The sequence below is a fragment of the Ferdinandcohnia sp. FSL W7-1320 genome (assembly GCF_038050315.1).
Lineage (GTDB): Bacteria > Bacillota > Bacilli > Bacillales > Bacillaceae_L > Ferdinandcohnia > Ferdinandcohnia aciditolerans.
The window spans coordinates 3,667,213-3,681,384 of the sequence record NZ_JBBPAM010000001.1 but is presented as its reverse complement, the minus strand read 5'-3'; the positions used below and the strand labels follow the sequence as shown (position 1 = coordinate 3,681,384).

At 33.2% G+C, this 14,172-nt stretch carries 11 protein-coding genes; 4 read left to right on the top strand and 7 right to left on the bottom strand.

The genetic code is table 11. The annotated features are described in order from the left end of the window. Nucleotides 1-23 precede the first annotated feature (23 nt). Nucleotides 24-1,268 (top strand): DNA ligase D, encoded by a 1,245-nt coding sequence (ligD, locus tag NST91_RS18145; RefSeq protein WP_341332251.1) that lies wholly within the window; start codon nucleotides 24-26, stop codon nucleotides 1,266-1,268. A 360-nt stretch (nucleotides 1,269-1,628) separates the two neighbouring features. Here ligD and NST91_RS18140 read toward each other — a convergent pair whose 3' ends face one another. The 6 genes from NST91_RS18140 to ku all read right to left on the bottom strand — a co-directional run bounded on the left by NST91_RS18140 (nucleotide 1,629) and on the right by ku (nucleotide 10,032). Next, entirely contained in the window at nucleotides 1,629-2,357 is a 729-nt protein-coding gene (locus NST91_RS18140) for a hypothetical protein (RefSeq protein ID WP_341332250.1), read from the bottom strand. Next, nucleotides 2,350-4,032 carry a tyrosine-type recombinase/integrase gene (locus NST91_RS18135; protein WP_341332249.1) on the bottom strand — a complete coding sequence of 561 codons (1,683 nt, stop codon included), beginning with the start codon at nucleotides 4,030-4,032 and terminating at the stop codon, nucleotides 2,350-2,352. Before NST91_RS18135 ends, NST91_RS18140 begins: the two co-directional genes overlap by 8 nt. A gap of 16 nt (nucleotides 4,033-4,048) precedes the next feature. Beyond that, entirely contained in the window at nucleotides 4,049-7,237 is a 3,189-nt protein-coding gene (locus NST91_RS18130) for a hypothetical protein (RefSeq protein ID WP_341332248.1), read from the bottom strand. Beyond that, nucleotides 7,203-8,540 carry a site-specific integrase gene (locus tag NST91_RS18125; protein ID WP_341332247.1) on the bottom strand — a complete coding sequence of 446 codons (1,338 nt, stop codon included), beginning with the start codon at nucleotides 8,538-8,540 and terminating at the stop codon, nucleotides 7,203-7,205. The genes NST91_RS18130 and NST91_RS18125 overlap by 35 nt, the downstream gene beginning before the upstream one ends. Nucleotides 8,541-8,631: 91 nt before the next feature. Beyond that, entirely contained in the window at nucleotides 8,632-9,054 is a 423-nt protein-coding gene (locus tag NST91_RS18120; protein ID WP_341332246.1) for an ATP-dependent DNA ligase, read from the bottom strand. Nucleotides 9,055-9,102: 48 nt separating this feature from the next. Continuing rightward, the gene (ku, locus tag NST91_RS18115) at nucleotides 9,103-10,032 is read right to left on the bottom strand and encodes a non-homologous end joining protein Ku (RefSeq protein ID WP_341332245.1); all 930 of its coding nucleotides are present in this window, start codon (nucleotides 10,030-10,032) and stop codon (nucleotides 9,103-9,105) included. A 473-nt stretch (nucleotides 10,033-10,505) separates the two neighbouring features. On the opposite strand from ku, the gene sigI reads away from it, so the two are divergent. Next, nucleotides 10,506-11,258: an RNA polymerase sigma factor SigI gene (sigI, locus tag NST91_RS18110; protein WP_341332244.1), complete on the top strand. Its 753-nt coding sequence runs from the start codon at nucleotides 10,506-10,508 to the stop codon at nucleotides 11,256-11,258. Next, nucleotides 11,255-12,322 carry an anti-sigma factor domain-containing protein gene (locus NST91_RS18105; RefSeq protein WP_341332243.1) on the top strand — a complete coding sequence of 356 codons (1,068 nt, stop codon included), beginning with the start codon at nucleotides 11,255-11,257 and terminating at the stop codon, nucleotides 12,320-12,322. The genes sigI and NST91_RS18105 overlap by 4 nt, the downstream gene beginning before the upstream one ends. 45 nt (nucleotides 12,323-12,367) lie before the next feature. On the opposite strand, the gene NST91_RS18100 is transcribed toward NST91_RS18105, so the two are convergent. Beyond that, on the bottom strand, nucleotides 12,368-12,562 hold the full coding sequence (locus tag NST91_RS18100) for an alpha/beta-type small acid-soluble spore protein (RefSeq protein ID WP_099354122.1): 195 nt from the start codon (nucleotides 12,560-12,562) through the stop codon (nucleotides 12,368-12,370). 230 nt (nucleotides 12,563-12,792) lie between these two features. Here NST91_RS18100 and NST91_RS18095 point away from each other — a divergent pair, with 230 nt between their 5' ends. After that, nucleotides 12,793-14,142, top strand: a complete 1,350-nt coding sequence (locus NST91_RS18095) for a TrkH family potassium uptake protein (protein ID WP_341332242.1) — start codon at nucleotides 12,793-12,795, stop codon at nucleotides 14,140-14,142. Nucleotides 14,143-14,172: the final 30 nt, after the last annotated feature.

Here is a 14,172-nt window from a genome sequence, read left to right as displayed (position 1 = left end):
GTGTATAAAAGGATGTGAGGAAAATGAATAAACTGGCAATAAGCATTTTTAATAATGAATCTATATACAAAGGTTCCTTTTTGGTCACAGGTTATAGTAAAGTAAATAATACGTTTTTAGTCGGTATTAATAAGACGAATCAAATAATCCAAGTAGGGGAGTTTAGTAATGGGTTAAGTGATAGTGAAAAAAAAGCCTTAATTAAGATTATTTCTGATAATAAAATTCATATAGATAATGGGATTATACACACAAAACCTGGGATTTGTATTGATTTAGAGTTTAAAGGTTTCAATGAAAATAAATTAAATTCTCCAAGGTTTATTTCTTTTAGATTTGACGTAGATTCGCAAGAATGTACTTGGTTACAGCTCCTTCTTCGTAACGGTGAAATTATTAACAATGTAAATATTACTCATCCTGACAAGCCAATTTGGAAAAAAACATTGGTGAAAAAGGAGGAGTTTATTAGTTATTTAATCGAGGTTTCACCCTATATGTTACCTTTCTTAAAGGAAAGAACGTTAACTGTGATTCGTTTTCCTCATGGAACAACCGGTGAGGCATTCTATCAGAAAAATTGTCCGGAATATGCACCTGATTTTATAAACACTTTCACGAAAGAAGGAATTAATTATATTATTTGTAATGATTTATCATCTTTGTTGTGGTTAGGAAATCAACTTGCAATTGAATACCACGTTCCTTTTCACCTAATTAATGATGAAAATCCTATTGAAATTGTATTTGATTTAGACCCTCCATCAAAAGAATTCTTCGATTTGGCTATTATAGCGGCAAAAGAGATGAAGGAGATATTTAATAATTTTGGTATAAAAAGTTATCCTAAACTTTCTGGCAGTAAGGGCATTCAAATTCATATTCCTATAGTAAACTCTAGGTTGAGTTATGAAAATACAAAAATTTTCACTTCTTTTATTGCAGAATATCTTGTTGAAAAGTTTCCAGAATTGTTTACTATTGAAAGATTAAAGAAAAACAGGGGGAATAGGCTTTATATTGACTATGTTCAATTTGCAGAGGGGAAAACAATAATATGTCCATACTCAACTAGAGGAAAAGAAAAGCCTACAGTTGCAGCACCACTTTTTTGGGAAGAAGTAAATGAATACTTAGATGTAGAAAATTTTACTATCAGCAAAGTCTTAGATAGAATTTCCTCGAAAGGCTGCCCGTTTGAAAATTACTTTAATGAATCCAATGAAATATTAGCGGATGTAATAAAAGGGCTAGAAGCAAATAAGTAATACTTATTTATTTGCAAAAGCATAAGTTTCTTATGCGGAACAATACGTCGCCCATAATCATTCGAAATGGAATTATTTTGAAATGTTTAAATGGATAGGTAAAAATAGGACCAAAAAGAAATAACCCTGCCCTGAAAGTTGAATTTTGGCATGGGTTATCTCAGTGGGCTACTTCCAATTTCAAAGGAGCCACTACTCTTCTTGAATAATATTTTAACACAATTTTCTATATAAAAGTACAAGCCACTTCATGCTTCTTCATGCTCAGGACTTGTCCAACTATATGAAATAAAAACTTTTGGTATTGGTATATTCTTTGCATCCATATGTCTCGTTTCCTTTCAATCGCTAATTTTAATACTAAAACTTCCCTTTAAAATCATCCAGTAATGTTTTTTTATTTCTCATGCTATCTTCCATGGAGACGACTTTGGTACTCTGTATTTTTCGTTTTTCTTCAAACAATTCATAAAACTCCATGGGTGAGTTAAAGATTTTTTCAAGAGCGTTCATCACCCTTTTTGTTTTGGTCTTTCCTGTCCTTAACTGGTTTTCTAAGGGAGTGTCATCCGAAGCACTATATCTAAACATTTTAAAAAGCGCATCCTGAAGTTTCATTGAACGTTCCTCAGCTTCCATTCGTTTTAACTTTTCCTTTTCATATTTTTCTTGATATTCCTCCGTTTTAATTTTTTGTTTTCTTTCTATTTCAATGCTCCTTGTTAACTCTGTCTCCAATGGTTTTAAATGTTTTATAAGCATATCCTTATCACCATGGAACTTGTGAACAGCATCCACCACATTAGGTACAACGACTTCCTCATTATAAGAAGTCATTAACTTTTGAGAAGTAAGTTGATTTGCAACATCAATAGCTTCTCTCCCAGGTCTACCTTTTTTTCTCCAAAAATCTTCAGAATATCTTTCGGTACACTTTCCTGAAATATAGAGTTGATGGTTGTAACGGTACATATCAAGGTATTTAACTTTTCCTACAATGCCTGTTTCTTCCTTGTACATATGGATCATATTATAAATTGTCTCTTTTGAATATTCTTTTGGTTTTCTACCTGGTGTTTTTTTAGACATGATATATATCACCTCTTAGAGATTCTAACTTAGCAATTCGATTAAGTTCTTCCTCAATACTCATTGCTTTGCTCGTTAATTTGTTTATAGCCGAAGGGTGCAGCGATGACTCATTAAAGTCCAATTTACGGTGAAGTTGATTGATAAAATTTGATAGTTCATATATTTTTCTCTTACTGTTTTGTATTATATTTATAAGTGTTTCTTCGTTTTCTAATAGTACTTCTGGTGATATCCACCACTTGCTACAAAATACACAATCACTTGATTCACATCTTTGTTGAATATCCGTACAAAAACCAAATTTCAGTGGTAACCGGGCATTAGTATTTGGTGCTTGTAAACTTTGATTTTTTATTTTGCTCACTAGGAGGGTGGAAAAAGGATTCTCATTTTCTTTATTTTGTAATTCTCGTTCATGTTTAAAGTTGAACATTAAATTATACACTTCGGAATCAATAAAATACTCTGTATGTTGAGAGTAATGGTATTGCGCTTCTATCGTAGAATGTCCACCTAATCTGGCAATTTCAACAGGATTGACTCCTTGCATCAGTAGTGAACAAAACGCAAAGTGACGAGTATCGTTTGGTTTTACCTGCTTTCTGACTTCTTTTTGATATTCCTTTTCGACAATTTTTCGATAAAAACGATCAATAAGTTTACTCAATATTGGATTGGAAAACTTGTCATAATTTCTTTTTCGCAATCTCGCTTGTTTTTCAAATGGGGGAGAGATCTCTATAATTGAGCGATAAGAAATTAAGGTTTCCGTATTTCCGTATTGATTGGTTTCAACAATGTAATAATTTATCAATTCAAATATCTCTTCCGAAATTTCAAGTGTATCCACAATTTCCAATCGTCTCTTAGTCTTGGGCTTCTTTTTCCTTGGTAACCGAATGTAGTATTTATCTCCTATTTTACTTGTACAATTCCTTTCTATAAGACAAAACTCCGAAGGTCGAAGTGGGATTACATTTGTTAGTTTCCACCAAATTAAAAGGGGATAGTAGAGGAGTTTCTGCCCCATTAAATGCTTATCTGTTTGTGATGAATAATCTAATTCCGCAAAAAAACGTTCTAAACACCATGAAAATGTAAGAACGTCCTTTGAAGTAGGCAGCTCTCTTATACTTTGTTCTTGTTTTGTCTTACCTTTAATATCAATTAATTTTTTTATGTAAACACATTGGACTTCCAACTCTGTAAAATCTAAAAAATTCAAAATAACTTTAATAATGTTGCTTGTAATTTGCGGCAATCTATTATTTTTCTTAAGATAATCAATAAGATCATCAATAGTTTCTTCCTGAAAACCTTGTGTAACAGCAATTGACTCTAATAAATAGTAATACATTCCTCTTACCGTGGAGGGGTAATATTTGTCTAAAAGATCCACCACCCAACATTTAACCATTATTTTGAATTTATTAGGTTCGACCTCGTATGTTAGCAAATGAGCTTCATTAAAATGAAAAAAAATTCTTGTATCATCTAATTTATTGACAAATATCCATTCATCGTCTTTGAAACTACCTTTAATCATGACTTGTTCTTGTGTTAATTCCTGTAGAATGTCATTTGCATAGCTTATACTATCATTTAAAGAAAATCGTTCTTCTGATAATGCATCTAATTCAATTTCTTCCACGCTTACACTTTGTAATGACATTGTTGAACCCCACTTCTTAGGATATAGTAATTACCTCTTGCAATGATTCTATTTGATTCATCATTTCAATAAATTGATCTCTTCCTCCGTCAAAAAATTTATAAACCTCATCGGGTCCATATGTTTCTATGGCTTCTGCAAGTAAGTTTAATTCCATATATAATAAATTAGCTTTTCGCGTTCTTTCGGCTTGTAGAGTGTTTTCCCGGACACTATTTTGGAATTCTTTCATTCTTGTTTGTATACTAATTGTTATTGTAGATAAAGCATAAAAATTTGGGATAGAGAGGGGGCAATTCATACAAGATATTCCCCTTCCTTTCATAAAACATCCTTGTTCCGAAACAAGGCATTGAAAATTTTCCTCTTTGCTAGGAAGTTGTTCCGTAAAAATCTTATGCATGTATTCAGAAACTTCTTGTATGCTCATGGATCTGATGATATCCACAATAGATTGTCTTTCACTTTGAATTGCATTTAAAAAACCAGATGTCGCTTCAATTTTATAGATACTTCCAAATCGTTCTTTAATTGAGGTAATCTGATTTGTTCGAAATTCCCTACTAAATTCTTCTTCGAATAGGATGTCTGCAAATAGATTGGGTATATAACCAAAGTATCCCCTTGAGAATAATTGATGCGTCAAGAAATCTAATTCTTCTTGAGGAATTTGAACATATAGATTGGTGGTTTCAAAGTCTTTATGTCCTCTTAATCTCTGAGCTAATTCAAGAGCAGCCCCACCTTTACGGTGTTTGGATAGCAGTATATAAAGATACGTAATAATTGAACGATTCATTTTTCTAGACTCAAATTTAAAATTCTGTTTAAAACCTTTAAAAAAGGCTTTATATGCAGTAGTACGTGGATAAAATTGATTATTCTTGTTTCCAAGATCTATTAGTTTCGTGTTATCTAATCCAATGCTTCTTGCCCCAAATTCACAAATAACGGATGCCGTAGCTACAGCTATTGTTAGATCATCTGAACAAAAAAAGTGATTACTAGCTTGAGTCTTCGATATCTTTAAGTCTGTTCGAATAACCTGGTTTATGATGTTTTTTGCGTCTTCAAAGCATAAGTTATTTTCCTCTAACCATTCTAAACTTTCGATAGAGGTGTCCGGTAAATCTATTCGTGGGAATTCGATCACATCACCATGTCTCCAAGAGTTATTTAAATGGATTAAAACATATAACCAAGAGGAGGCATAATAAATCGAATTTTCACCTTTAATATATTTTTTAATATCCTTGATTGCCCGTTCCTTATGGTATTGCACATCATTTACAAAACTATAAAGTTCCTTGTAATCATTGAATGTATAAATAGTTTTTTCATAATGTCTTTCTGGTTCTATTTCAAAAGGGTTTTGGATTCTGGAAAACTTAAATGATTTTACGTTTTCAGCCTTAAACCGTTCGTTTAATCCCTTTAGAAAAAAATATATATATTTTTGGTCGGTAAGGGGTATTTGGTTAAATAACAAATTAATGTCGTTTGACGTAACTGAATAAATTTCTTTATTCTTTGTCAATTCAGTAATGAAACGAGAACATTTAACAAGTGTGTGAATTATTTTTTGCATGGATGCTTCACTGCATCTTCTCGAATTGAGAACACCATAAACGTATTCCAACCAGTATTTTTTTGAATGAATACTATTTTGAGAGAAGGAGATATTTAATATATTCATCTTGTAATTATAGGTATCTACTGGAGTGGAGTGTTCTATTGTATAAAATTGTCTTTCTGTATTAATTTGTTTTATTTTGTCGTGCACATCTTTTTGAAGATATAAAAATTCACTTCTTTTAAAAAAAGGTCTAACTAAAGCAGGAGTGGGAATACGTTTTATTTGAGTTATACGGTGATACTCTAATTGGAAATTCTTCTGAATTTCTGTTTGACTATAATAATCATTCCGATACTTTTGCTGTAATTTTTTTAATTTTTCAATGTCATTTTTAGAATAATAGTTTATACCTCCTTGATAGATTGCAGTAATGGTTTCTTCTTTTCTGATATTATCCCATATCTTTCTGTTGCAACTTAGAATTCGCATAACATCTTCCGTGTTATAAAAACCTTTTAAAGACACTTTTTTTGATCTGGTCCTGTGCTCTTCTTCAGCTATTGTTAATGGTTTTCTGGATTTAATTAGTTGCTCTCTATTAACATATATTCTTGTACTTAAATCCACATATTCAACATTTTCATCTCTTATAATCTTCCATAGAGTCGCATTGGTGACTCCAAGAATTTCAGCCGCTGTTTTGGTTAATACAAACTGTGATAAAAACTTATCGATATGATCCCGTTTACAATATCCTTCCCGTTTAAAAATGATTGTTTCCACTAATCCATCTGCCTTAAGTTTTGCAATACATCTTTTTATCGGTCTATAGTCTGTCGAATTGGAACTATAGCCAAATTTTACTGAAACATCTTTGTAGGATATATAATTTTCTAAAATGCGTTTTTCCAAAGAAAGGTATTCTTGTAATTTATCTTTTTCTATGCTTAGGTATCCCTTTTGATTCCTAAACACTTCGAGATGACCTTCTTCTACTAAGCTATTAATCATCTTTTTACCTAAATTTAAATATTGATATTCTGGGCTTATTGCGATTTTCTCAACAGTAATATAGTCTCTTGGGAAATTGTGTTTTTTTATGTATTCATCTAACGTCTTAAGTACCACTGATTTATAACCGTGTGAATTAATTTTAATTTCGATGTGTCCTTCTTTATATAAAGTTTCAAGCCTTTTTATACCAAGGTTATAATCGCTGTACTGTGGGTTACTTACTAGTTGGTTAATAGGAACTAACTGTTCTGCTTCCTCTTTAATTAGAAAATCCTCAAGTTCCTTTAGATTAACCGCCAGTTTTCCTTGTGTGTTCTTTTTAATTTTAATTAACCCTTGTTCACCTAATGACAAAAGCCTGCTGTATCCGATATTTAAATAACTATATTTAGGAGTATTACTTATTTGCCATATGGAAGTTAGTTCGTCTGAAAATTCCCTATCAACCAACTTTTCAAGTTGTTTAATATTAACTGCCAGATGACCACGTTTACTTTTTATAACTTCGATACGACCTTCCTTGGCTAAGGACTGTATCATATATTTAGAAAAGGGAATATGATTATAGTCGGGATTGGATTCAATTTGTGAGAGTGTGACGAGATCTTTTTCCAAGGCTTAACACATCCTTATTCCAATGAGTATTAATAGATTGAGGATTAATTTTTCCAAAATCATCAGGGCTTGTATTGTTAAATTGGTTTATCATTTCCTGTATATTTTTTATAGTAATTTTTTTATCTACATAGGCCAATGCTGATTCAATATTACTGTCACCTCTAGCTATAGCTATTTGAGTAACAGTTAATCCCATGTCAAATAGAAAATTTGTAAAGATACCTCTCCCAATGTGGGTAGACCAGCTTGTTTCACTTAGAAGCTTATAATCAGAGTACCTTCCTGGTGTGGATAATAATTTTGACAAGAAAGATTCTTTAACTTTATTAAATTTTTGTTCATATGAGTAACCCGACATCGCCTGTCCATCACTGTTGTAAAAAAGGATTGATTGATTTTTTAATTTTTTTCTATGTAGTATTTCCATATGATCCTTATAAACTACGGTAAGGAGGTTATTTGGCAATACTGTTTGTTTTCTTATTTTTTTTACTTGCTCCTTTTTAGTGTCCTTGAGGTGAGAAAATAACAAATCTTGATGATTATCTACGTCCAAAACTAAAGAGTTCAATCCATATAACCCTTGTGGTTTTAAACTTCCTAGTGTTAAATTAACGACTTCTCCTCTTCGTAAGCCTCCGTAAAATTGAAAACATATACCTAATGCGATCTCAGGGGATATCTCTCTAGCTTCCTGAATAAATTCAACTACAAGTTGGTATCTGTTCTTTCCAAAATCTTTAAGCTTATTAATGATTGGCTCATGTCTTGAGGGATAACGAGTTTCCAGAGAGGGGTGGGTAAAAGGTGATAGTAAAACCAGACTACCCATCTTATTTACTTGGTGATCTAGCATAATATCTTCCTCAAGTAACTCTTGTTGCTGAAGAAAATGATAAAATCTTGTCAAATAACCTTCAGCTGTTAATACAGTATTTCTTTTTAATCCTTTTGCTGTTAGGTACGTGATGTAACGACTCGCATGTATGAGTCTCAATCCTCTAAGTCCACTTACTTTAAGTGGAGTGAAATTGCCGTTACCGTTTTCAATTTCCTCATAAATGAAATTAAGGAATTTTACAATCTCCCTTGCTACATTAATTTGAGAACTAATACCCATGCCTTTGAATTCGTATTTTGTTCGAATAAAATCAGTTAATGGATGGGGAGCAATAAAACCATTTCTTTTATCCATAATACCTATATTAACTACCCTTTTTTTAACTAATTGATTACTTTTCCATTCTTCGATTTCGGATTCCCTTACCACAAATCTAAAATGGGTTAATTCATTCTCCAACATATACACATCCTTTATTCTTTACATCCTCCAACTCCATTATAACCCATAATAATCAAAAAAGGTTAAAAGGAAATATCCCTTTTAACCTTTATAAATAAAGCGTTTTGTATGATTCTTCATCACTAATATAGATTTTGACCCATATGTGACTGTACAACACCAAATAATGAGCAGGTGTTGAAGCAGATGCTTGTTTAATTTTATCGGTGCTCCTTAATCGGCCTCTTTGCTGAATTTTTTCAAAACTAGCTTTATAAGGAGATTCTAAAATACATAGTTCTCCATCTAAAATGAGTGGCAAGTAGGGAATCATTTCATCCAAAAGATCTTCACATTGCTTTATAATCTCTGGAAACTGTTCATTTAAGAGGTTTCCGTTCCTACTGATTAGCTGGATTCGATCTTTTTCCCAATGTAGCATCGCGCGGAAACCATCATATTTAATTTCATATACCCAGTTTTCGCCAGTAGGTGCTTCGAAAATAAGAGTTGGAAGCATAGGCTTCAGCATCATACCACTCCTTTAATTAAGGGGAGAGCTCCTTATTAGGAGCTCTTTTCAGGTACCGACTTTTTTACGGGTAGTTCTCGTTTTTGGTTTGACAGATGTTGTTTTATCTGTTCCTGTTGGCGCTTCAGCTTTTGCTTTTGGTTTTGCAGCTGTTGCCTTTGCTGTACCTTTTGTAGTTGCTGCCTTTTTGGGTGCTGCTGTTTCCTTCGATTTTGTTCGTTCGATACTAGCCTGCAAGGCACTCATTAAATCCACAACATTTGTCCTTGGAGCTTCTTGAGAGGTTGTTCCTTCATTATTATTAATTTTAGATTCGATCAGCTCCATGAGAGCAGTGCGGTATTCATCCTTATACTTATCAGGATTAAATTCTGTTGTTAATTGGTCTATCAGCATGATGGCGGTATCAAGTTCTTTTTCATTAATATCCACATTTTCTGGGACACCTGGGACCTCACCTACATTCCGAACTTCGTCAGGATAGTGAATCGTTTCCATTACTAGGCTGTTTTTATAAACTCGGATAATGGCCATTTGTTGTTTGGAACGGATTGTAATTTCAGCTATCCCGATTTTACCTGATTTTTGAAGAGCCTCACGAAGGAGTGCATAGGCTTTGCTTCCATTTTCACCAGGCCCCATAAAGTAAGAACGGCTAAAATAGATTGGATCAATTTCTTCAAGTTTTACGAAATCAATGATTTCTACACTTTTATCCTCGTGCTCGTCCTTTAGTTCTTTCAGTTCTTCATCGTTTAAAATGACGAATTTCCCTTTTACATATTCGTAGCCTTTAACAATGTCATCATTTCCAATGTCCTTTTCACAATTCGGGCAGATTTTTTCATATTGAATAGGGGTATTGCATTCTTTATGAAGATTTCGAAGCTTGACATCCTTGTCTTCAGTTGCTGAGAAAAGCTTTATTGGAATATTGACAAGACCAAAGCTAATTGAGCCCTTCCACATCGTATGCATATGTTTTCCTACTTTCTTTTTGTGATCTAAGTCTAACTCCAGCGCCTCGCCCTTCATTGTCCCAAAGCGAACTTTCAAAAAGGATAAAATCCTTTCCACCAGCTTTTCCTTATGGATGAGCAAGGCACTTGCGCTTTTATTTTCTATTGTTTCCTTTAAATGGGGAAGGAATGTTGGTAATAATAACCTCAAAATAATTCGTAAAAATATATTTGATAAAAAAGTATTATTTACCCCCTCAAAAATAATACCGAAGACGTAACCTTTAAATGAGTCAAACATTACAAAAATAGAAGCGGATGTAACGGAAAAGAAATATATGTTACAGAGCTTATCACCATTTCTATATAAGAATAGTCTTTCGTATTAGTTCTTTTGTAATATTTTCAGCTAGAGCATTCCAATGTGAAAAATTGTTATTGAATCTCGCTTCAGACTCTTGCTACTATTAACAGATAGTAAAGAGAATTGAGGTGAAACAGGTGCTTAGCCTTTTATTTAAAATTGGAAAACGAAAAAGCACTCTGGAAGAAACCGTTATAGAGATTCAAAATGGAAATCAACAACTACAAAATAAACTAATTGATGACTATAAGCCCTTTATTGCGAAAAATGTTTCTGCTGTTTGTAAACGATATATAAATGAATCAGACGATGAATTTAGTATCGGCCTTATTGCATTTAATGAGGCAATTGAAAAATACTCGAAGGAAAAAGGGAGCTCCTTTTTATCGTTTAGTGAACTTCTCATTAAACGACGAGTGATTGACTACATTCGTAAAGAAGCACGAGTACGCAATATAAATTTTATCTCTAATGGTGAAACAGATGAGGAAGGAGCTCAATCAAAGCTCGAGGCTCATCTATCTGTTGACGATTATCAAAGGAAAGTGGAGCAAGAACAGAGAAAAGAGGAAATTCTCCATTTTCATCAGGTATTGCAGGAATTTGGTTTGTCATTTCAAGAGCTCCTTGAAATTTCGCCAAAACATGCAGATGCTAGACAAAATGCTATTATGGTATCAAAGGCCGTTGTAGAAAATGCAGAGTTGATGGAGACGCTGTTTGAAAAGAAACACCTTCCAATTAAGCAGCTAGAATCAAAGGTTTCAGTTAGTCGTAAAACGATAGAGAGAAATCGAAAATACATTATTGCAATGGCAATCATTTTATCTAGCGACTATGTCTATTTAAAAGATTATCTAAAAGGGGTGCTCGAGAGTTGAAAAAGGGGATCGTTATGGATGTGAACGATGATTATGTTACGATGCTAACCCCTGATGGTGAGTTCGTAAAAGCCAAACATACTAAAAAGAGCTATGAAATTGGCGAAGAAATAGCCTGTTTTCCAATCGACGTGCGGGTAAGGAATGCTTCAAAGCCGCGGTTTTTTCAGGTAAGGAAATGGCGTTATGCGTTAGTAAGTTCTTTAGTTGCAATTTTATTTTTATCTTTATTTATTCCTTTTTCAACGCGTAATGAAGTGTATGCATACATGTCCATCGATATTAATCCAAGCTTTGAAGTTGGATTAGACGATAACCTACAAGTCATAAGCTTAGAAGCTTTAAATGACGAGGCGAAAAAACTGCTTGAATCCATTCCAGATTGGAAAAATTTCACGTTAGACTCAATCACAGAAGAAATCATTGAACATAGTAAAAATAGTGGCTATCTCAAGGACGGTAAGCAAGTTTTAATTACCACAGTTGTGACGGACTCGCATGATACAAAAATAGACCGTGAACTTGAGCAAGGTATTGAAGAAATAAAAAAAGAATATAAAAAGGAACAAATTGCAGTTACCTCAATAACAAGTACGGTTGAAACAAGGAAAGCTGCACAAGAAAAGGGGATCTCGACGGGGAAACTGCTAATTGAAAAAGATAAAGTTCCTAAACCAGTACAAGAAAAGAAAGTACAGCCTGTTCGCCAAGAGAAAAAGAATCAACAGAAAAAGGCATATGAGCAGAAAGAGATAAACAAATTTAAAAACAATCAAAAACAACAGGCTGAAGAAGTTAAGGAAGAACTAAAAGAGAAAAAAGAACAGATAAAAGAAAAAGTCAAAAACAATATTGAAAACTCCAATATGCCAGCCCACTTAAAAGAAAAAAAATTAGAGAAAATTGAAGAGAAGTGGGAAAAGAAGAAGCAAAAACAAGAAGAAAATTGGAAAAAAAAGCCACGTAAGAAGGAAGAAAAAAAACGGGATAAAGAAGATAGATGGGATAAAAAAGAAAATAACAATCGTGGCAAAGACAGAAAGCATGACGATGATGACGATTAAAAGCCGAGGCAAATTTGCCTCGGCTTCGTCCATTTTATGAAGTTATTATTCTCCGCCTCTTAATTGGTGTTGTGCTTGGGAAACGAGGCGTTTTGTAATTTCGCCGCCTACAGAACCATTTGATCGTGATGCTGTATCTGAACCAAGCTTAACACCGAATTCTTGGGCTATTTCAAACTTTATTTGATCTAAAGCCTGTTCAATTCCAGGAACAAGCAATTTATTACTACTTCTAGCCATTTAACTCACTCCTTTTTAGATATAAACAACGTTTAATTCGTTGTATGTTTAGTATGAGAATATAATTAATTTCAATACTGGAAATGCATACTAATCATCATATCGGAAAAGTATCAAGACAAAAGCCTTTTTAGTTGACCGTTCGTTTACACAAAAAAGACTTTTAAAATGGTAAGTAATTCTTTAATATAAAGGAATAGATTTCGCAATTAGGTTAGGGTGACAGAAAAATGTGGAAAAAATTAAATTTGTATTTCAACGATCTCTCTCCAGCTCAATTAATTTTTGCATTCTATCTATTGGCTGTTACGATTTCCGTTATATTACTTAGTCTTCCTTTTGCTATTAAGGAAGGGGTGGAGGTCGACTTCATTGATACGTTGTTCACAGCTGCAAGTGCAGTAAGTGTAACAGGATTAAGTGTAATTTCAGTCAAAGATACATATACCGTTTCTGGTATTTTTATTTTGATTTTCGTTTTACAGGTTGGCGGGATTGGAATTATGACAATGGGTACTTTTATTTGGTTATTATTTCGTCGGAAAATTGGTCTTCGTGAAAGACGATTAATTATGGTTGATCAGAATCAATCACAGTTATCAGGTTTAGTAAATCTTCTTAAACAAATTATTATTATTATGGTTATTATTGAGTTGTTTGGAAGCATGATTTTAGGTCTTTATTTTATGCAGTTTTTTGATACCTGGCAGGAAGCTTTTATTCAGGGTATTTTTGCCGCAGTTAGTGCGACCACGAATGCAGGGTTTGATATTACAGGGACCTCTTTAGTGCCTTATGCAAACGATTATTTCGTCCAATTTATTACAATTATACTAATCATTTTAGGCGCAATTGGTTTCCCAGTCTTAGTCGAAATCAAGGATTTTCTTTTTCAAAAACAAGGAAGATATCGATTCTCACTTTTCACGAAGCTTACGACTGTTACATTTTTATCCTTAGTTGTTTTTGGTACGATAATGATTCTACTATTGGAATTTAATCATTTCTTTAAAGGAATGAACTGGCATGAAACCTTCTTCTATGCCTTATTTCAATCGACAACAACTAGAAGTGCTGGTCTTGCAACAATGGATGTAAATCAATTTTCGGAGCCTACATTACTGTTTCTGGGTGCCATGATGTTTATTGGAGCTTCGCCCAGCTCTGTTGGTGGAGGAATTCGTACCACGACATTTGCAATAAATATATTGTTTTTATATCACTTTGCAAGGGGAAACAAGAATATTAAAATCTTCAAACGTGAAATTCATGAAGACGATATTAGAAAATCACTTATAGTCACGATTTTTGCTTTTTTTACTTGCTTTATTTCTGTATTTTTATTAAGTATTACTGAGGACTTTACTTTTACGGAAATATTCTTTGAGGTAGCATCTGCTTTTGGTACATGTGGTTTATCAATGGGGGTTACGCCAGATTTAAGTAATTTCGGAAAAATACTGATTATGTTATTAATGTTTATCGGACGGGTAGGTATCTTAAACTTTATCTTCATTATCGGAAAGAAAGGAAAGGATGTAAATTACCACTACCCGAAAGAGAGACTAATAATTGGATAATAAAAAAGAGCACCGATTTGAACTGCCCCG